Consider the following 21,772-nt stretch of genomic DNA (forward strand, 5'->3'; position numbering starts at 1 on the left):
TCGGTGTAAAATTTATTTGGACTTAAAGTCCGTTAATTATTAGGAAATTTGAAATGTCTGTATCTAAAGACCAAATCCTTGACGCAATTGCTGAAATGTCAGTAATGGACGTTGTTGCTCTTATCGAAGCAATGGAAGAAAAATTCGGCGTAACTGCTGCTGCTGGTATGGTAGCTGGTCCAGCTGCTGAAGCAGTTGAAGAAAAGACTGAATTTGATGTAATCCTTACTGGCGCTGGCGCTAACAAGGTTTCTGCAATCAAAGCAGTTCGTAGCGCAACTGGCCTAGGCCTTAAAGAAGCGAAAGCTCTTGTTGAAGCTGCACCAACACCTGTTAAAGAAGGTATCTCTAAGGAAGAAGCTGAAGCTCTTGCTAAAGACCTTACTGAAGCTGGCGCTGAAGTTGAGATCAAGTAATCTAGCTTTTGCTAGGTTCGTTGTCTGAGAAATCAGGCAAGGGCTGGTGATTATTTAATCACCGGCCTTTTTGCGCTATAGAGCGATGTATTCCTATAGTGCAAATAAAATCTGATTTTTTCTTTACTTTCAACGCTTTATAGTTTGCTAGTGTTAAAGTGGGACTAAATTAGAACAACAATCAAATGTTGTAAATCTTGGCATAGATGCCAGTTAAGTCTGTTCTTACAAGAACAGGTCGGGTCAAAGATCAGCAAGCTGAGGAACCCCATGGCTTACTCTTATTCTGAAAAGAAACGTATCCGTAAGGATTTTGGTAAACGTCCACAAGTTTTGGATATACCTTTCTTACTATCTACACAGTTAGAATCGTTTAAAAAATTCTTAGTGCCTGACGCTGATGGCGATCATGGTTTGGAAGCAGCCTTCCGTTCTGTGTTCCCAATTAAAAGCTACTCAGGAAATTCTGAGCTGCAATACGTAAGTTATCGTATTGGCGAGCCAGTTTTCGATGTAAAAGAATGTCAAATTCGCGGTGTGACTTATTCTGCTCCACTTCGCGTGAAATTGCGTCTTGTAGTTATGGACAAAGAAGCTCCAGGCACAGTTAAAGACATTAAAGAGCAAGAAGTTTACATGGGCGAAATTCCGCTCATGACCGATACCGGTACCTTTGTAATTAATGGTACAGAGCGTGTTATCGTTTCTCAGCTACACCGTAGCCCTGGTGTATTCTTTGATAACGACCGCGGTAAAACTCACTCATCGGGTAAAGTGTTATATAACGCACGTGTTATCCCATATCGTGGTTCATGGTTAGACTTTGAATTTGATGCAAAAGATAACTTGTATGTACGTATTGACCGTCGTCGTAAATTACCGGCGTCTATTATCTTACGTGCACTTGAGTACTCGAGTGAAGACATTCTTGGTATTTTCTTCGACAACACTACGTTTGAAGTAACTGACGGTAAAGTTCTTATGGAACTGGTACCTTCACGTTTACGTGGTGAAACCGCCGCTTTTGATATTAAGAGCGAAGACGGTGAAGTGTTTGTTGAAAGTGGTCGTCGTGTTACGGCTCGCCATATCAAGAACATCGAGAAAAAAGGCATTAAGCAATTAGAAGTACCACATGAGTACATCATTGGTCGCGTATTAGCGAAAAACTATGTTGATGAGTCAACAGGTGAAGTTGTAGCTAATGCAAATGACGAGCTAACGCTTGAATTAATGGCTGAATTGGTTAAAGCCGGTCACACTAAAATTGATACGTTATATATCAATGAAGTGGACAGCGGTGCTTACATGTCAAATACATTGAACATTGACTCTTCAAGCAGCCGTTTAGAAGCATTAGTAGAAATTTATCGCATGATGCGCCCAGGCGAGCCACCGACGAAAGACGCGGCTGAAGCCTTATTCCAGAACTTGTTCTTCTCAGAAGAGCGCTATGACTTATCAACTGTAGGTCGTATGAAGTTCAATAGCCGTGTTGGTTACGATACCGATACAGGCCCAGGCACATTAAGCAAAGAAGACATCGTGTCTGTTATGAAAGTATTGATTGCTATTCGTAACGGTGTTGGCGATGTAGATGATATTGACCACTTAGGCAACCGTCGTATACGTAGTGTTGGCGAAATGGCTGAGAACCAATTCCGTGTAGGTTTAGTACGTGTAGAACGTGCTGTACGTGAGCGTTTAAGCTTAGGTGACCTAGATGCGATAATGCCACAAGATCTTATTAACGCTAAGCCTATTTCGGCAGCGGTTAAAGAGTTCTTCGGCTCGTCTCAGTTATCACAGTTTATGGACCAAAATAACCCGCTATCAGAAGTAACGCATAAGCGTCGTATTTCTGCATTAGGGCCGGGCGGTCTAACTCGTGAGCGCGCAGGCTTTGAAGTACGTGACGTTCACGTAACTCACTATGGCCGCGTATGTCCAATCGAGACTCCTGAGGGTCCAAACATCGGTCTAATTAACTCATTATCTACGTACGCACGTACTAATGATTATGGTTTCTTAGAAACACCTTACCGCAAAGTGGTAGACGGTGTTGTAACTGATGAAGTTGATTACCTATCAGCCATTGAAGAAGGTCAGTTTGTTATCGCACAGGCGAACTCAAACTTAACCGAAACCAATGAGTTTGTAGATGAACTTATTCCATGTCGTCACAAAGGTGAATCTACCTTTATGGGACGTATGGACCAGCAATATATGGATGTATCACCACAACAGGTGATCTCTGTAGCGGCAGCACTTATCCCGTTCTTAGAACACGATGATGCTAACCGTGCATTGATGGGTTCAAACATGCAACGTCAAGCAGTACCAACATTGAAAGCGGATAAGCCGTTAGTAGGTACTGGTATTGAGTTAACACTAGCGAAAGACTCTGGTGTTACTATCGTTGCAAAACGTGGTGGTGAAGTAATGTATTGTGACGCAAGTCGCATCGTTGTTAATGTACATGAAGAAGAACGCGTTCCAGGCGAAGCGGGCATCGACATTTACAACTTAACCAAATACACACGTTCTAACCAAAATACATGTATTAACCAAAAACCAACTTGTATGGTTGGCGAACCGGTTACTCGTGGCGATGTGTTAGCAGATGGTCCTTCGACTGACTTGGGCGACTTAGCTCTTGGTCAAAACTTGCGCGTGGCATTTATGCCATGGAATGGTTATAACTTCGAGGATTCAATCTTACTATCAGAGCGCGTAGTTGAAGAAGATCGTCTAACGACCATCCACATTCAAGAACTACAGTGTATTGCCCGTGATACTAAATTAGGTTCTGAAGAGATCACTGCAGATATCCCGAATGTGGGCGAATCTGCGCTAGGCAAGCTTGATGAATCAGGCGTTGTTTATATTGGTGCTGAAGTTAAAAGCGGCGATATTCTAGTAGGTAAAGTGACTCCGAAAGGCGAAACGCAATTAACGCCTGAAGAGAAGCTACTACGAGCTATCTTCGGCGAAAAAGCGTCTGACGTTAAAGACAGCTCTTTACGTGTACCAAATTCTGTAACTGGTACTGTAATTGACGTGCAAGTTTTCACCCGTGATGGTGTTGAAAAAGATAAGCGCGCGTTAGAAGTTGAAGAAATGCAGCTTCGCGATGCGAAGAAAGACTTCAACGAAGAGTTCCGTATTCTAGAAGCTGGTGTATTAGACCGTGCGCGTAAGTTACTTATCGCAGCTGGCTTTGATGAAGACAAATTAGCGTTATTAAATGCTGAGAAGCTACTTACGCAAAGCCTTGCTGAAGAAGACAAGCAAGCTGAGCTTGAGCAATTAGCAGCCCAGTATGACGAGCTTAAAGCTGAATACGATAAGAAGTTTGAAAACAAACGTCGTAAAATCACTCAAGGCGATGACCTAGCACCTGGCGTACTTAAGATTGTTAAAGTATACCTAGCTGTTAAACGTTGTATCCAACCGGGTGATAAAATGGCGGGTCGTCATGGTAACAAAGGTGTTATCTCGACTATCGTACCAGTAGAAGATATGCCATACGATGATAAAGGTCGTACGGTAGATATCGTACTTAACCCACTGGGTGTACCATCACGTATGAACATCGGTCAGATCCTTGAAACACATATGGGTCTAGCTGCACGTGGTATTGGTGAACGCATTGAAGAAATGATGAAAGAGCAACGTGAGCTGCATGAGTTACGTGCCTTCATTAAACAAGCCTACGAAATTGGCGAGTCTCGTCAAGTAGTAGACATTGATAGCTTTACAGATGACGAAATTCGTCGTTTGGCTGAAAACTTAAAAGGTGGTTTACCAATAGCTACTCCAGCATTTGATGGCGCGAAAGAAAGCGAAATCAAAGACATGCTTGAGCTTGCGGGCTACCCAAGAAGTGGTCAGGTTACACTTTATGATGGCCGTACTGGCGATCAGTTCGAACGTCAAGTAACCGTAGGTTACATGTACATGCTGAAACTGAATCACTTAGTTGATGACAAAATGCATGCGCGTTCTACTGGTTCTTATAGCCTTGTTACTCAGCAGCCGCTGGGTGGTAAAGCACAGTTCGGTGGCCAGCGTTTTGGTGAGATGGAAGTATGGGCACTTGAAGCTTACGGTGCTGCTTACACTCTACAAGAAATGCTAACAGTGAAATCGGATGACGTGAACGGTCGTACTAAGATGTATAAAAACATCGTTGATGGTAACCATAAAATGGAACCAGGTATGCCAGAATCGTTTAACGTATTGTTAAAAGAAATCCGCTCACTGGGTATCAACATCGAGTTGGAAGAAAATTAAGCCAATTAGATGCTGCAGTTAACGCTGCAGCATCTGTTACGGCCGAATAGAATGTAGGGACGAGATTATCCGTCCTCAAGATTAACTCCGACAGGAGAGCTAAGGTGAAAGACTTACTTAAGTTTCTGAAGCAACAAAATAAGACCGAAGAATTCGATGCAATTCGCATTGGTCTTGCTTCACCAGACATGGTTCGTTCGTGGTCATACGGTGAAGTAAAGAAACCTGAGACTATTAACTACCGTACTTTCAAGCCTGAGCGCGATGGCTTATTCTGTGCCCGTATTTTCGGCCCAGTGAAAGATTATGAATGCTTATGTGGTAAATATAAGCGTCTTAAACACCGCGGTGTGATCTGTGAGAAGTGTGGCGTTGAAGTTACACTCACTAAAGTGCGACGCGATCGTATGGGTCATATTGACCTTGCGAGCCCAGTTGCGCATATTTGGTTTTTAAAATCATTACCGTCACGTATCGGCTTAATGCTAGATATGACGCTTCGTGATATTGAACGTGTTCTTTACTTCGAATCATTCGTAGTAACTGAGCCTGGTATGACAACGCTTGAGCGTGGTCAGCTATTAGGTGAAGAAGAATACCTAGATGCACTTGAAGAGCATGGTGATGAATTTGAAGCTAAGATGGGTGCTGAAGCAGTTTTAGACTTGCTTCGTGAACTCGATCTTGCACAATTAATTGCTGAAATGCGTGAAGAGTTACCAACAATTAACTCTGAAACTAAGCGTAAAAAAATCACTAAACGTCTTAAGTTAATGGAATCGTTCCACCAATCAGGTAATAACCCTGAATGGATGATCATGACAGTACTTCCAGTATTGCCACCTGATCTACGCCCATTAGTACCACTAGACGGTGGTCGTTTTGCGACGTCTGATCTAAATGACCTTTACCGTCGTGTTATTAACCGTAATAACCGTCTTAAGCGTCTACTAGATTTAGCAGCACCAGATATTATCGTACGCAACGAAAAACGTATGTTACAAGAAGCGGTAGATGCGCTACTTGATAACGGTCGTCGTGGTCGTGCAATTACAGGTTCTAACAAACGTCCTCTTAAATCTCTTGCCGATATGATCAAGGGTAAGCAAGGTCGTTTCCGTCAGAACTTACTTGGTAAGCGTGTAGATTATTCAGGCCGTTCTGTAATTACAGTGGGTCCTACACTTAAGCTTCACCAATGTGGTCTTCCTAAGAAGATGGCACTTGAGCTATTCAAACCATTCATCTATGGCAAATTAGAGCGTCGCGGCATGGCTACGACAATCAAAGCTGCGAAGAAGATGGTTGAACGTGAAATGCCGGAAGTATGGGATGTGCTTGACGAAGTAATTCGTGAACATCCAGTATTACTTAACCGTGCACCAACACTTCACCGTTTGGGTATCCAAGCGTTTGAACCAGTGCTTATCGAAGGTAAAGCGATTCATTTGCATCCATTAGTATGTGCGGCCTACAACGCCGATTTCGATGGTGACCAAATGGCGGTACACGTACCGTTAACAATCGAAGCGCAGCTTGAAGCTCGTGCCTTAATGATGTCTACAAACAACATTCTATCTCCTGCGAATGGTGAGCCAATCATCGTTCCTTCACAGGATGTTGTATTGGGTCTTTATTACATGACTCGTGACCGTATTAACGCGAAAGGCGAAGGCGCGATATTTAAAGATCCAAAAGAAGCAGAAAAAGCATACCGTAGTGGCAATGCAGACCTTCACGCAATTGTGAAAGTACGTATTAGTCAATCAGTTAAAAACGAAAACGGCGTAGTAGAAGATACTATCACTGTTATCGATACAACTGTTGGTCGTGCAATTCTGTCGCTAATTTTACCAAAAGGCATGCCGTATGAGTCAATCAATCAGCCGCTAGGTAAAAAGCAGATTTCTGGCTTAATTAATGAGTGTTACCGTCGTCTTGGTCTTAAAGACACCGTTATGTTTGCTGACCAAATTATGTACACCGGTTTCCATTATGCAATGAAGTCAGGTGTTTCAATCGGTATTGATGACTTAGTTATCCCACCGGTTAAAGCGCAGATCATTGAATCAGCTGAAGCTGAAGTTACTGAAATCAACCAACAATTCCAATCAGGTCTTGTAACGGCTGGTGAAAAGTACAATAAAGTTATCGATATCTGGTCACGTGTAAATGAAAACTTATCACGTGAGATGATGTCTAACTTGTCGAAAGACACAGTTATCAATGCACAAGGTGAAGAAGTAGAGCAAGCGTCATTTAACTCAGTGTTTATGATGGCCGACTCAGGTGCTCGTGGTAGTGCTGCTCAGATCCGTCAGTTGGCGGGTATGCGTGGTCTAATGGCACGTCCAGATGGTTCAATCATCGAGACGCCAATCACAGCTAACTTCCGTGAAGGTCTAAACGTACTTCAGTACTTCATCTCAACGCATGGTGCGCGTAAAGGTCTTGCCGATACAGCACTTAAAACAGCTAACTCGGGTTACCTAACGCGTCGTCTAGTAGACGTTGCACAAGATTTGGTAATCAATGAAGACGACTGTGGCACAGAAGATGGCTTAACAATGAAACCGCTTATTGAAGGTGGTGATGTTGTAGAAGCACTTCGTGAACGTGTACTAGGTCGTGTTGTTGCTGAAGATATTGTTATTCCAGGTACTAATACAGTACTAGTTGAGCGTAACATTATGCTTGACGAAAAACTGTGTGACCTTTTAGAAGAGCACTCAGTAGATGAAGTTCGCGTACGTTCTGTTATCACGTGTGATAATGACTTTGGTGTTTGTGCTAACTGTTACGGTCGTGACCTAGCACGTGGCCATATCATCAACGCAGGTGAATCAGTAGGTGTTATCGCGGCACAATCAATTGGTGAGCCAGGTACACAGTTAACGATGCGTACATTCCACATCGGTGGTGCGGCATCTAGAGCGTCTGCTGAGAATAATGTACAAGTTAAAACTAACGGTACATTAAAGCTTCACAACGCTAAGTACGTATTAAATACAGACGGTAAGATTGCTATTATTTCGCGTTCTACGGAAATTACTATCATTGATAGTTATGGCCGTGAAAAAGAGCGTTATAAAGTACCTTACGGTGCAGTATTAACAGTACAAGACAATGCAGAAGTTCAAGGTAACGACATCGTTGCTACTTGGGACCCGCATAGTCACCCAATCGTACTTGAGCATAAGTCAAAAGTATCGTTCAGCGATATCGATGACTCGAATACTGAAACACAGACAGATGAACTAACCGGTTTAACCCGTATAGTTGTAAAAGATCTTTCTAAAGCGAATGCGAAAGAACCTAAGCTTATCATTGAAAGTGAAGAGCGCGGCTTACAAGAAACACGTCTTCCTTCATTCACTACGATTGAAGTAATTGACGGCACGACAGTAAACCCTGGTGACGTATTAGCACGTATTCCGCAAGAAGGTTCGAAAACTCGTGATATCACGGGTGGTCTACCACGCGTAGCCGATTTATTCGAAGCTCGTAAACCGAAAGAACCAGCTATTTTAGCTGAAGTTACCGGTACAATTAGCTTTGGTAAAGAGACTAAAGGTAAGAAGCGTTTAGTTATTACGCCAGATGAAGGTGATCATTACGAAGAGATGATCCCTAAATGGCGTCAACTTAACGTGTTTGAAGGTGAACGAGTGTCTAAAGGTGAAGTTATCGCCGATGGTCCAGAATCACCGCATGACATCTTACGCTTACGTGGTGTGACTCATGTTGCTAACTACATTGTTAACGAAGTGCAAGAGGTTTACCGTTTGCAAGGCGTTAAGATCAATGACAAGCACATTGAAACTATTATCCGTCAAATGTTACGTAAATGTACCATTATGCACGGTGGTGATACTGACTTCTTAGCCGGTGAGCAAATTGAAGTGGCACGCGTTAATATCGCAAACCGCGACCTTGAAGCTCAAGGTAAGATCCCAGCTAAGTTTGAAATCCAGTTAATGGGTATCACAAAAGCATCACTAGCAACAGAATCTTTCATCTCTGCAGCCTCTTTCCAAGAGACAACACGTGTTTTAACCGACGCAGCAGTGAATGGTAAGAGCGATGAGTTACGCGGTCTGAAAGAAAACGTAATAGTGGGTCGTTTGATCCCAGCCGGTACCGGCTTTTCGTATCATCAAGAACGTATGGCTCGCCGTAAGCAAAGAAATGTAGTAGAAGAGCAGACTGTAAGTGCAGAAGAGGCAACTCAAGCGCTAACTGATGCTTTAAATGCGGATTTATCTGGAAATCAATAAACTAAACCAAATCAATAGATTAGGTTTTCGCAAGGTAGATATCTTCTACCTTGCGAGCGGTTTAGGTTGACAGGTCAATCTTTGCTCATTAAAATTCCGCCACCCATTTACCTGTGCGTTTAAAACAAACTTGTAAAAACGGGCGGATTTTTTATTTTTTCAGTAGTAATTCTAATTTCAGGAGCTATTTAAATGGCAACTATTAACCAGCTAGTGCGTAAGCCACGCCGTAGCAAGGTTACGAAAAGTAACTCAGCTGCGCTTAAAGCGTGTCCGCAAAAGCGCGGTGTATGTACTCGCGTATATACAACTACACCTAAGAAACCAAACTCGGCGTTACGTAAAGTAGCTCGTGTACGTTTAACTAACGGTTTCGAAGTAACTTCATACATTGGTGGTGAAGGTCATAACCTTCAAGAGCACAGTGTAATCCTAATCCGTGGTGGTCGTGTTAAAGATTTACCAGGTGTGCGTTTTCACACCGTTCGTGGTGCACTTGACTGTGCAGGCGTTAGCGATCGTCGCCAAGCTCGTTCTAAATACGGTACTAAACGCCCTAAAGGCTAATAGTTCTCCGTTAGTAAGGCCAAGCACTAAATATTTTTAATTATTGTTTTGGGTTATTGACTCGATAAGAGCAAACCTGAATAAACCGGAGATACAAAATGCCTAGAAGACGCGTAATAGGTCAACGTAAAATTCTTCCAGATCCTAAGTTCGGATCGGAGCTTCTTGCGAAATTCGTAAACATCGTAATGTTAGATGGCAAGAAATCTACTGCTGAAAAAATCGTTTATGGTGCGCTAAATGTGGCTGCTGAGAAATCAGGCAAGTCGCACCTAGAAATCTTTGAAACGGCACTTGATAATATCCGCCCACAGGTAGAAGTTAAATCTCGCCGTGTTGGTGGTTCAACTTACCAAGTACCAGTTGAAGTACGTCCAGTTCGTCGTAACGCATTAGGTATGCGTTGGTTAGTAGACGCTGCTCGTAAGCGTGGCGAAAAATCTATGGGCTTACGTTTAGCTCAAGAAATCGTTGACGCTGCTGACAACAAAGGCACTGCGGTTAAGAAACGTGAAGACGTTCACCGTATGGCTGAAGCGAATAAAGCATTCGCTCATTACCGTTGGTAATCTGCCCTTAACCTTTAAGAGGATTTTATGGCACGTACAACTCCACTTGAGCGCTATCGCAATATCGGTATTTGCGCTCACGTAGATGCAGGCAAAACCACCACAACAGAACGTATTCTGTTTTACACCGGTCTTTCTCATAAGATCGGTGAAACGCATGATGGTGCTGCAACTATGGACTGGATGGAGCAGGAACAAGAGCGTGGTATCACAATCACTTCTGCTGCAACTACGTGTTTCTGGAAAGGGATGGACGCTCAATTTGACGCTCATCGTATCAATATTATTGATACTCCAGGACACGTTGATTTCACTATCGAAGTAGAGCGTTCTTTACGCGTATTAGATGGTGCGGTAGTTGTTCTTTGTGCTTCATCGGGTGTACAGCCGCAAACTGAGACAGTTTGGCGTCAAGCGAACAAATACGAAGTTCCAAGAATGATCTTCGTAAACAAAATGGATCGCACAGGCGCTGACTTCTTTGCAGTTGTTAGCCAGGTGAAATCTCGTCTTGGAGCAACGCCTGTTCCAATTCAGTTGCCAATAGGCGCTGAAGACGGCTTTAAAGGTGTTATTGACCTTATTAAGATGAAAGCCATTAACTGGAATGATGAAGACCAGGGGATGACTTTCTCTTATGAGGCAATACCGGCAGAACTTCAGGAATTAGCCGACGAATGGCGCTCTCATTTAGTTGAAAGTGCTGCAGAAGCTACTGAAGAACTAATGGATAAATACTTAGAGGGTGAAGAGTTAAGTGAAGCCGAAATAAAAGAAGCTTTACGCCAACGTACATTAGCAAACGACATTGTTCCTATGACGTGTGGTAGCGCATTTAAAAACAAAGGTGTTCAAGCTGTGCTTGATTGCGTTGTTGAATACATGCCTGCTCCTACGCAAGTGAAACAAATTCAAGGTATCCTAGAAGATGGTACCGAAGAAGAGCGTCCTGCTGATGATAAAGCGCCGTTTGCTGCACTTGCATTTAAAATTGCAACGGACCCGTTTGTTGGCACCTTAACTTTTTTCCGTGTTTACTCTGGTACTGTTAAACAGGGTGACGCGGTATACAACCCAGTTAAAAGTAAGCGTGAGCGTCTTGGTCGTATCGTACAGATGCATTCAAACTCACGTGAAGAGATCAAAGAAGTCTTCGCAGGCGACATCGCGGCGGCTATTGGTCTCAAAGACGTAACAACAGGTGAAACACTGTGTGATCCGAAATCCATTATTACGCTTGAGCGTATGGAATTTCCTGAACCAGTAATCTCTGTTGCGGTTGAGCCTCGCACAATCGCTGACCAAGATAAGATGGGGATCGCGCTGGGTAAACTAGCGGCTGAAGACCCATCTTTTCGTGTACAAACCGACGAAGAATCGGGTCAGATTATAATATCTGGCATGGGTGAACTTCACCTCGATATCCTCGTCGAACGTATGAAACGTGAATTCAGTGTTGAATGTAACGTTGGTAAGCCGCAGGTTGCATACCGAGAAGCTATCCGTTCAACTGTTAAAGTTGAAGGTAAGTTTATACGTCAATCAGGTGGTCGTGGCCAATATGGTCACGTCTGGCTTAAACTTGAACCGATGGATATTACGGATGACGAAGCACCAATTTACGAGTTCGTTAACGAAACTGTAGGTGGTTCTATTCCCAAAGAATACGTCCCTGCGGTAGACAAAGGCATCCAAGAGCAAATGGCTCAAGGTGTGCTGGCAGGCTACCCATTACTTGGCGTTAAAGCGACTTTATATGATGGTTCATTCCATGATGTAGACTCGAATGAAATGGCATTTAAAATAGCAGGTTCATTGGCAATGAAACAAGGCGCGCTGCAAGCGAGCCCGGTACTTTTAGAGCCAGTAATGAAGGTTGAAGTACTCACTCCTGAAGCAAACATGGGTGATGTAGTTGGTGACTTAAACCGTCGCCGCGGCATGATCGAAGGCATGGAAGATGCATTAGGTGGACTGAAGCAAATTAATGCACAGGTTCCCCTTTCTGAAATGTTTGGTTATGCTACTGACTTACGATCTGCAACACAGGGTCGTGCTTCATACTCTATGGAGTTTTTGAAGTACGCCGAAGCATCGAAACATGTTGCAGAGACAATAATTTCAGCTCGCGCTGTAATATGATTTTTAGCTTGTTTAACTCAATAGTGAGTTAGACTTTAATTTCTTTATAGGAATTTTTTAAGATGGCAAAAGCAAAGTTTGAACGCGTAAAACCGCATGTAAACGTAGGTACAATCGGCCACGTTGACCACGGTAAAACTACACTAACTGCAGCAATCACTAACGTACTTGCAAAAGTATACGGCGGTGTTGCTAAAGATTTCGCATCAATCGATAACGCTCCAGAAGAGCGCGAACGTGGTATCACTATTTCAACGTCTCACGTTGAATACGATACACCTACACGTCACTACGCACACGTAGATTGTCCTGGTCACGCCGATTATGTTAAAAACATGATCACTGGTGCTGCTCAAATGGATGGCGCTATCTTAGTAGTTGCTGCGACTGATGGCCCTATGCCACAAACGCGTGAGCACATCCTACTTTCTCGTCAAGTTGGCGTTCCTTACATCATCGTGTTCATGAACAAATGTGACATGGTTGATGACGAAGAGCTACTTGAACTAGTAGAAATGGAAGTTCGTGAACTTCTTTCAGAATACGACTTCCCAGGTGATGACTTACCACTAATTCAAGGTTCAGCACTTAAAGCGCTTGAAGGCGAGAAAGAGTGGGAAGATAAGATCATTGAGCTTGCAAATGCACTTGATTCTTACATTCCAGAGCCAGAGCGTGACATCGATAAAGCATTCATCATGCCTATCGAAGACGTTTTCTCAATCCAAGGCCGTGGTACTGTTGTAACTGGTCGTGTTGAAGCTGGTATTATCCGCATCAACGACGAGATTGAAATTGTTGGTATCCGTGATACAACTAAGTCAATCTGTACTGGTGTTGAAATGTTCCGTAAACTGCTTGACGAAGGTCGTGCTGGTGAGAACATTGGTGCACTTTTACGTGGTACTAAGCGTGAAGACGTTGAACGTGGTCAAGTACTAGCTAAGCCTGGTTCAATCAAGCCACACACTACTTTTGAATCAGAAGTATACGTACTTTCAAAAGATGAAGGTGGTCGTCATACTCCATTCTTCAAAGGTTACCGTCCACAGTTCTACTTCCGTACAACTGACGTAACTGGTGACGTACAGTTACCAGAAGGCGTAGAAATGGTAATGCCTGGTGATAACGTTAAGATGACAGTAACTCTAATCGCGCCAATCGCGATGGACGAAGGTCTTCGTTTCGCTATCCGTGAAGGTGGTCGTACTGTAGGCGCTGGCGTTGTTGCAAACATCGTAGCGTAATAATTAGCCTAGCTAATTAGTACTAAAAAAACCGAGCTTATGCTCGGTTTTTTAATGCCCGGAATAAAGTAAACTTTTTAGAACTTAGCTATAAAAAGAGCGCTTAGTGATTTTAAAGAGGTTATTTAGGCCGGCTTGCGATGGGTTAACTATGTGGTATTTTGTCGCTGTGATTGATGCTGCGCACTGTATTGACGTTGTTAGAAGTAGGGGGTGATTGTAGTGCTAAATTAAGTCCTGTTATTACCTTTACTACATTAAGCCACGTGGGCTTGATTGGTTGGTTAATACTCTGTTTAACTTTGGTTATTTTATATTTATGGCTGGGATCAAAAACGCCAGCGTTAAGCTGGCGTTTGTTATGCTAGGTTAAAGCTATTATGCTTTAGGTCCTGCATTTTTAATTTCGTCTGATACGTCATATTTAGTGAAGTTTTCAGTGAAATCGGCTGCAAGTTTAGCTGCATATTCAGCATACTTAGCTTTGTCTTCCCAGGTATTAATTGGGTTAAGTAAGTTGCTGTCTACACCTGGAACTGCTACCGGTACGTCTAGGTTTAAAACATCAATGTGTTGAGTTTCTACGCCAGCTAGTTTACCCGATACAATAGCATCTACTACAGCACGTGTAGTTGGAATATCAAAACGCTTACCAGTACCGTAAGGGCCGCCAGTCCAACCTGTGTTAACTAGGTATACTTTAGCGCCAAACTCACGTACACGCTTCATTAGAAGCTCAGCATAAACACCTGCTGGACGTGGGAAGAATGGTGCGCCAAAACAAGTTGAGAATGTTGACTCAATATCGCTTGTAGAACCAATTTCAGTAGAGCCTACTTTTGCAGTGTAACCACTTAAGAAGTGAAATGCTGCCGCTTCTTCAGTCAGTATTGATACTGGAGGAAGTACACCACTTACGTCACAGGTTAAAAATACCACTGCTTTTGGCTCGCCTGCGCGGTTTTCTACTTTACGTTTTTCAACGTGCTCAAGAGGGTACGCAGCACGGCTATTTTGTGTAAGGCTAGTATCGTTAAAGTCAGGTACACGATTTTCATCAAGCACTACGTTTTCTAAAATAGTACCAAAGCGGATCGCATCCCAAATAACAGGTTCATTTTTTTGTGATAGGTCGATACATTTAGCATAACAGCCGCCTTCAATGTTAAACACACTACCAGGTGCCCAGCCGTGTTCGTCATCGCCAATTAAAAAGCGAGTTGGATCTGCTGAAAGTGTTGTTTTACCTGTACCAGATAAGCCAAAGAATAAAGCGGTATCGCCTGCTTCACCTACGTTTGCAGAGCAGTGCATTGGTAACACACCTTTCGCTGGAAGTAGGAAGTTCTGTACAGAGAACATTGATTTTTTCATTTCACCGGCATAACGCATACCAGCAAGTAACACTTTGCGTTGTGCAAAGTTAATGAGTACCGTACCGTCACTGTTTGTGCCATCGCGTTCAGGCTCACATACAAATGAAGGAACGTTCATTACTTGCCACTGAGGTACGTCAGATGAGTTGTAAGATTTAGGTTGAATAAACATATTTTTAGCAAAAATATGATGCCATGCAGTTTCTGTAGTAACAACAATAGGTAGATAGTGCTCTGGATCAGCGCCCACTTCAAGGTGAGAGATGAAGTGATCATTACTTTGTACATACGCTTCTACACGTGCCCACAAAGCATCAAACTTATCTGCGTCGAATGGGCGGTTTACGTTGCCCCATTGGATTTCGTTTTCAGTACTAGATTCTTGAACAATAAAGCGATCTTTTGGAGAACGACCGGTGCGATGACCAGTATTTGCTACAAAAGCACCATTGGCTGCTAAAGTACCCTCGCCACGACGGATCGCGTGTTCGACAAGTTCAGCTGCAGTTAGATCGACAAAACGAGTAGCGCTTGAAGTCATGTTTATACCTAAATTGTGTGAGATTGAACGGGATAGCCTGGGTCTTGTTAACCTTTAAGCTGCGATTATAGTAACAGATGAGCTAAGGATATTCGAGCTTATGAAGGTGTTAAAAACACATATATTGGGTAAAAAACATGAATAATTTCAATGACACCGGTATCATAAAAACGGCTATTTTTATGATACCGGTGTCATTTTAAAATTATAAAAAAGCCACATAGTATGTGGCTTCTTTATAATTTACTTTTAATGCGCGATTAGTTAAAAATGTTTTTCACATCTTGCTCATCAAAAAGATAATCTTTTAGACAGTAATGGCAGCTAATTTTGATTTCGCCATGCTCAGCAACATCATCAAGTAGCGCTTGTTGGCCAATATTAACTAATGCAGTCATGGTTTTTTCGCGGGTACAACCACACTTAAATTGAATGCTTTGTGGCTCAAACACACGCGGGTTATCTTCGTGGTACAAACGAGTTAGTACGGTGTTAGCATCAAGCTCTAATAGTTCTTCATCTTTAATGGTATGGCTAAGAGCTTCTAAATGGGCAAAGTCTTCAATAGATTTTTGTTTATCAACGGGTAAAACTTGTAAAAATAAACCACTGGCTTTGGCATTCCCCTCGGTTGTATCGGTTGCAAACCAAAGACGCGTTTTTAATTGCTCTGATTGCTCAAAGTAAGCCTCTATACATTCACTTAAGGTTTCATGCTCTAAAGGTACTATACCTTGATAGCGCTCCCCTTTGGTTGGCGTAATAGTAATAACCATATAGCCTTGGCCTATCAACTCTTTTACTGTGCTTCCTGTTACTTCACTTTGTAAGCGAGCTATACCACGCATGTTTTGTTTGTCGTCGCCATTAATTACCGCGTATTTAACCGGCCCATCACCTTGTAGTTGAACAGCTATTTCGCCTTCAAATTTTAAGGTGGCTGTTAATAAACAGGTCGCAACAAGCAGTTCACCCAATAATGCTTTAACAGCATCAGGGTAATTATGATTGGCGATCATTTCGTTGTAGGCATTCTCAATTTGTACGAGTTCGCCACGAACATCGAGATTGTCGAATAAATAACGGTGGAGTAAATCTTGTTGCATGAGCGACTATACCTAACTTAATTTCAATTTTAAAAGTTCGCGTCTTTGCTTCTTATCCGGTTTTTTATCCGGATGAGGTGCAAAAAGGCTATTATTTTTGCGCGCGATAGAGTTTTCTTCGCGTTTAGCAATACTAGCATCAGATTCTTGATACAAGGTCTGTGCAATGGGGGCGCTTTGGCGTTTTTCAAGTATTTTGAGCACAGTTACTATTTTTTCATCTACCCCTTGGGCTAATTTTATAGTTGCGCCTATTTCTACTATTTTGCCTGCTTTGGTACGCTGGCCATTATAATGTACTTTTCCGCCTTGTACCATTTCGCGAGCCGCAGCACGTGTTTTATAAAATCGTGCCGCCCATAACCATTTGTCTAATCTAATTTTTAGCTCATCTTTATGTTCTAAATTAGGGTTAGCATTACTTTTTTTAGCCATAAAGCACCTTTAATAAGTGTTTGCCTAGATTTTAAAATTTACCATAAAAGCTATTTGCGATGAAGGATTACTACAACAGCTGTTTTTATGCAGCGGCTAAATTAAAATCAATCTGTTTACAAAGTTTAATATTAGCATGCTTGTTGAATGAAAAATGAAAAGGTACTATGCATAGCGATTAGGTAAAAACTAAAATAAGAATACTATTTATGGAACAGCAAGTTCAACAATTTAAACATTTTATAAGCCGTTTACCGCATGCCAAATTGAGTGCGGTTGTTACATTATTAGTTGTTGTTTATATTGCTTTTTTATCGTCTAAACTCGTTTGGCTTATGTGGCCAAATCCTATTGTGTCACCACTCACGCCAATCTACTACGGACAACATTCAACTGCAGCAAGTAACAATTACTCTCAACATATAATTGAGCAATTTATATTTGGTAAAATAATTGTTAAAAGCAAGAGCGATGATCACGCTGCAAAAGTTGTAAATGATGCCCCTGAAACGCGCTTAAGTATTAACCTTACTGGTATTGTTGCAGTAAGTAACGACGATAAAGCGGGGCTCGCTATTATAGAGTCACAAGGCAAGCAAGAAACTTACCTAGTAGATGAAGCAGTGCAAGGGACGCGAGCTAAGCTAGCGCAGATATTACCCGACCGCGTTATTTTAACGGTAAACGGACGATTTGAAACATTAATGTTAGATGGTCTCGACTTTACAAAAACGGTATCTATGCCGGTTTTAGCTGCGCGTGATGAAGCCGAAATGGGCCCACAATTAGGGCCTGCTCCAAGTGAGCAACAAATAGATATAACTGCCGATCCACACATTAAACAGGCTTTAATCGAAACCCGCGAAGAGTTGCTCGAAGAGCCCGGTAAGTTATTTGACTATATTCGCGTGTCACAAGCGATGAGCGATGGGGAACTGATTGGTTATCGCTTGAGTCCAGGTAAAGAGCCTGAGCTATTTAAGCAGATGGGATTACAAAATAACGATTTAGCTGTTGCAATTAATGGCTATCAACTAACAGATTTAAAACAGGCCATGGCAGCCATTAATGAGCTGCGTAATAGTACAGATGCCACTATCACTATTGAACGTGATAACCAGCAAATAGACGTACAATTTAGTCTGCAATAACTTAGCATTGGAGTTTTAATATAATGGTTCAGGCGCTACACCTCACAAAAATTAAAAAAGGGTTAGCTAAGTACGCAGCACTTTTTCTAGCAGCAAGCATTTCGTTTTCTGTTGCTGCTGTTGAATACGCTGCTAACTTTAAAGGCACTGATATTAATGAGTTTATTAATATTGTTGGTAAAAATCTTAATAAAACAATAATTATTGACCCTAACGTACGTGGCAAAGTAAATGTGCGTAGTTATGAGTTAATGGGCGAAGCGCTTTATTATCAATTCTTTTTAAATGTATTAGAAGTTTATGGCTATTCAGCCATTGAAATGGACAATAATATAATAAAAATTGAAAAAAGCTCGGATGCTAAAAAGTCAAACGTACCGCTAATTACTGATGGCAGTGAAGCCAGTGGCGATATGATGATTACCCGAGTTGTACGGGTTAAAAATGTGAGCGTGCAAGAGCTAGGTCCTTTGGTTCGTCAATTTAGCGACCAAAAAGATGGCGGCCATGTTGCCAACTTTAATGCTGCAAACGTAATGATGCTCACCGGGCATGCTGCATCGGTAAACCGCTTAGTTGAAATAATACGCTCGGTTGATCAAGCGGGCGATAAGCGCGTTGATATTGTAAAGCTTAAATTTGCTACCGCAGATGATGTGGTATCTGTAGTTGATAATATTTATAAAGACAGCGGAAAAGGCAGTATTCCAGAATTTTTAATACCTAAAGTGGTTGCCGATGGCCGTACTAACAGCGTTATTGTTAGTGGTGAAGGCCAAGCACGCACCCGTGCTATTGAGCTTATTAAGCGCTTAGACGGTGAGCTTGAAAGCCAAGGGAACACTAAAGTATTTTATCTAAATTACGCAAAAGCAGAAGATTTAGTTAAAGTATTGCAAGGTGTTAGTAAGTCGCTAACAGATGACACTCAAGGCGGCAGCGTAACCAAGACACGTACTCGCAGTAACAACGAAACCAGCATAGAAGCCCACCCCGATTCAAACTCATTAATTATTACAGCACAACCCGATACCATGCGCTCGCTTGAGTCAGTTATTGAGCGTTTAGATATTCGCCGTGCGCAAGTATTGGTTGAAGCAATTATAATTGAGGTAATGGAAGGCGACGGTATTAACTTTGGTTTGCAGTGGATTTCTGAGCAAGGCGGTATGCTGCAGTTTAATAATGGCACAACTGTACCGGTTGGTGCGTTAGCTGTAGCGGCTGAGCAAGCACGCGATACTACCGTATCTAAAAATATAATTGGTACCGAAAGCGGCACAATTACTCAGGTTGATGAAACTACTAAGGGTGATTACGGCCCATTAGCATCATTACTCGGTGGCATTAACGGCTTAGCCATGGGGGTGATAAAAAATGATTGGGGCGCAATTGTTCAAGCCGTTTCGACCGATAGTAATTCAAATATTTTGGCGACCCCCTCTATTACTACTATGGATAATGAAGAAGCGTCTATTTTAGTGGGTCAAGAAGTACCCATAATTACTGGCTCACAAACGGGTAGTAATAACGCCAACCCATTTCAAACCGTTGAACGCCAAGAAGTGGGTATAAAGCTTAAAGTAACCCCGCAAATTAACGATGGCTCTGCTGTACAGTTAACCATTGAACAAGAAGTGTCGAGTGTAAGTGGTGCTACAGCCGTTGATATTTCAGTTAATAAGCGTTCAATTAAAACCACAGTAATGGCTGATGATGGCGGTATGGTGGTACTTGGCGGATTAATAGATGAAGACGTACAAGAGAGTGTATCTAAGGTGCCACTACTAGGCGATATTCCTATTTTAGGTCACTTATTTAAATCAACTAATACCACACGACGTAAGCGTAACCTGATTGTATTTATTCGCCCAACTATTATTCGCGACGGAATTAGCATGAATAAGTTGAGCTTTAATAAATATAACTTTATTCGTGGCGAGCAATTTAAGCAGCGCGAAGATGGTATAGAGTTAATGCCAAGAACCGACACCCCTATTTTACCCGAGTGGAATGATGAGCTAATACTGCCACCTACGTATGAAGAGCATTTACGTAAACAAAATGCACAAGAGCGTAAAGATGACTAAGGCGATTGAAGAGATAAACCAAGATGTGGTTCATCCTAATACGCATCATCCGGACGAGCTATTAACCAGTGACGACTTAGTTGAGTTACCCGCTAAACGTTTGCCTTTTTCATACGCACGGCGAGCCGGTGTACTGCTGAGTAAAAATAAAGAGCAGCGCATAGTGTATTACCGTGGCGAACTTGATATTGACGTACTGTTAGAAGTACGCCGTATTGCAGGGCATGGTTTTACGCTTGAGCAGCTTGCTGATGACAAGTTTGAGCTACTGCTAGAGGCTTCGTATCAGCGAGATAGTTCTGAAACGCAACAAATGATGGAAGACATTGGCAACGAAGTTGACTTGTTTTCATTAGTAGACGAATTGCCACAAACCGAAGATTTATTGGCAGGCGATGATGATGCGCCAATTATTAAACTTATAAATGCGATGCTCAGTGAAGCAATTAAAGAGGGGGCGTCTGATATTCATATTGAAACCTTTGAGCAAGAACTGGTTATTCGCTTTAGGGTTGATGGTGTATTAAAAGAGGTACTTAAACCTAATCGGAAATTAGCATCCTTGCTAGTATCGCGAATTAAGGTAATGGCTAAGCTCGATATTGCCGAAAAACGTATACCACAAGATGGCCGTATTAGTTTGCGTATTGCAGGGCGTGCGGTTGATGTACGGGTATCAACCATGCCATCGAGTTTTGGTGAGCGTGTTGTGCTGCGTTTACTGGATAAAAATAACGCGCACTTAAATCTTGAAGATTTAGGTATGACCGCACAAAACCGTGAATTGTTTGCAAATTTAATTAGTAAACCCCATGGCATTATTTTAGTAACCGGGCCTACAGGCTCAGGTAAAAGTACCACCTTGTACGCAGGTATGAGTCAAATAAACTCTCGCGATCGTAATATTTTAACGGTTGAAGACCCCATTGAATACGAAATACCGGGCATTGGCCAAACGCAAGTAAATACTAAAGTAGGTATGACCTTTGCGCGTGGCTTGCGGGCTATTTTACGTCAAGATCCCGATGTAGTGATGGTTGGTGAAATACGCGACCTAGAAACCGCTCAAATTGGTGTGCAAGCATCATTAACCGGTCACTTGGTAATGTCTACGTTGCATACAAATACTGCTTCTGGCGCTATTACTCGTATGGAAGATATGGGAGTGGAGCCATTTTTACTTTCATCGTCGTTACTCGGTGTGTTATCGCAGCGACTAGTACGTACACTGTGTAAAAGCTGTAAAAAAGAACATGTAGCCGATGAGCGCGAGTGCCAGTTATTAGGCGTACCGTTTGAAAGCAAACCAACAATACACCGTGCAGTAGGGTGTGAGGCATGTAACTTTAATGGTTATAAAGGCCGTACAGGTATTCATGAGTTATTAGTGGTGGACGAAACCATTCGTGAAATGATCCACAATGGCAAGGGCGAGCAAAGCGTTGAAAAATACATTCGCAAGCTCAGTCCAAGTATTCGTCAAGATGGCTGTAGCCGTGTACTTGCAGGTAAAACAACACTTGAAGAAGTATTGCGTGTTACCCGTGAGGAAGGCTAAG

General features: G+C 42.4%; 13 protein-coding genes. 10 read left to right on the forward strand and 3 right to left on the reverse strand.

Translation table 11 applies throughout. The features are described 5' to 3' along the window. Positions 1-53: 53 nt before the first annotated feature. The 7 genes from rplL to tuf all read left to right on the forward strand — a co-directional run bounded on the left by rplL (position 54) and on the right by tuf (position 13,514). Positions 54-416, forward strand: a complete 363-nt coding sequence (rplL, locus tag PTRA_RS01080) for a 50S ribosomal protein L7/L12 (RefSeq protein WP_058372363.1) — start codon at positions 54-56, stop codon at positions 414-416. A 270-nt stretch (positions 417-686) separates the two neighbouring features. Then, the gene (gene rpoB, locus PTRA_RS01085) at positions 687-4,712 is read left to right on the forward strand and encodes a DNA-directed RNA polymerase subunit beta (protein WP_058372364.1); all 4,026 of its coding nucleotides are present in this window, start codon (positions 687-689) and stop codon (positions 4,710-4,712) included. Between the two features lie 104 nt (positions 4,713-4,816). Further along, complete coding sequence (rpoC, locus tag PTRA_RS01090; protein WP_058372365.1) at positions 4,817-8,989, forward strand: DNA-directed RNA polymerase subunit beta'; 4,173 nt, start codon at positions 4,817-4,819, stop codon at positions 8,987-8,989. Positions 8,990-9,181: 192 nt separating this feature from the next. Next, complete coding sequence (gene rpsL / locus PTRA_RS01095) at positions 9,182-9,556, forward strand: 30S ribosomal protein S12 (RefSeq protein ID WP_008165517.1); 375 nt, start codon at positions 9,182-9,184, stop codon at positions 9,554-9,556. A 98-nt stretch (positions 9,557-9,654) separates the two neighbouring features. Further along, positions 9,655-10,125, forward strand: coding sequence for a 30S ribosomal protein S7 (gene rpsG, locus PTRA_RS01100; RefSeq protein WP_011326942.1), 471 nt, complete (start codon positions 9,655-9,657; stop codon positions 10,123-10,125). 27 nt (positions 10,126-10,152) lie between these two features. Further along, positions 10,153-12,267, forward strand: coding sequence for an elongation factor G (gene fusA, locus PTRA_RS01105; RefSeq protein ID WP_058372366.1), 2,115 nt, complete (start codon positions 10,153-10,155; stop codon positions 12,265-12,267). A gap of 62 nt (positions 12,268-12,329) precedes the next feature. Next, the gene (tuf, locus tag PTRA_RS01110) at positions 12,330-13,514 is read left to right on the forward strand and encodes an elongation factor Tu (RefSeq protein ID WP_058372367.1); all 1,185 of its coding nucleotides are present in this window, start codon (positions 12,330-12,332) and stop codon (positions 13,512-13,514) included. A 378-nt stretch (positions 13,515-13,892) separates the two neighbouring features. Here the strand turns inward: tuf and PTRA_RS01120 are convergent, their stop codons facing one another. The 3 genes from PTRA_RS01120 to hslR form a co-directional block, all read right to left on the reverse strand. After that, on the reverse strand, positions 13,893-15,431 hold the full coding sequence (locus PTRA_RS01120; protein ID WP_058372369.1) for a phosphoenolpyruvate carboxykinase: 1,539 nt from the start codon (positions 15,429-15,431) through the stop codon (positions 13,893-13,895). Positions 15,432-15,691: 260 nt separating this feature from the next. Then, the gene (gene hslO, locus PTRA_RS01125; RefSeq protein WP_058372370.1) at positions 15,692-16,537 is read right to left on the reverse strand and encodes an Hsp33 family molecular chaperone HslO; all 846 of its coding nucleotides are present in this window, start codon (positions 16,535-16,537) and stop codon (positions 15,692-15,694) included. Between the two features lie 12 nt (positions 16,538-16,549). Beyond that, on the reverse strand, positions 16,550-16,972 hold the full coding sequence (gene hslR, locus PTRA_RS01130; RefSeq protein ID WP_011326947.1) for a ribosome-associated heat shock protein Hsp15: 423 nt from the start codon (positions 16,970-16,972) through the stop codon (positions 16,550-16,552). 209 nt (positions 16,973-17,181) lie between these two features. Here hslR and gspC point away from each other — a divergent pair, with 209 nt between their 5' ends. Genes gspC through gspE form a run of 3 tightly spaced genes read left to right on the forward strand, consistent with a single transcriptional unit; the run spans position 17,182 to position 21,771 of the window. Further along, positions 17,182-18,123 (forward strand): type II secretion system protein GspC, encoded by a 942-nt coding sequence (gspC, locus tag PTRA_RS01135; RefSeq protein ID WP_058372371.1) that lies wholly within the window; start codon positions 17,182-17,184, stop codon positions 18,121-18,123. Between the two features lie 23 nt (positions 18,124-18,146). Continuing rightward, on the forward strand, positions 18,147-20,213 hold the full coding sequence (gspD, locus tag PTRA_RS01140; RefSeq protein ID WP_058372372.1) for a type II secretion system secretin GspD: 2,067 nt from the start codon (positions 18,147-18,149) through the stop codon (positions 20,211-20,213). Next, positions 20,206-21,771 carry a type II secretion system ATPase GspE gene (gspE, locus tag PTRA_RS01145; protein ID WP_058372373.1) on the forward strand — a complete coding sequence of 522 codons (1,566 nt, stop codon included), beginning with the start codon at positions 20,206-20,208 and terminating at the stop codon, positions 21,769-21,771. Before gspD ends, gspE begins: the two co-directional genes overlap by 8 nt. The last annotated feature ends 1 nt before the right edge of the window (position 21,772 follow it).

This window comes from Pseudoalteromonas translucida KMM 520, from assembly GCF_001465295.1.
GTDB classification, from domain to species: Bacteria; Pseudomonadota; Gammaproteobacteria; order Enterobacterales; family Alteromonadaceae; genus Pseudoalteromonas; species Pseudoalteromonas translucida.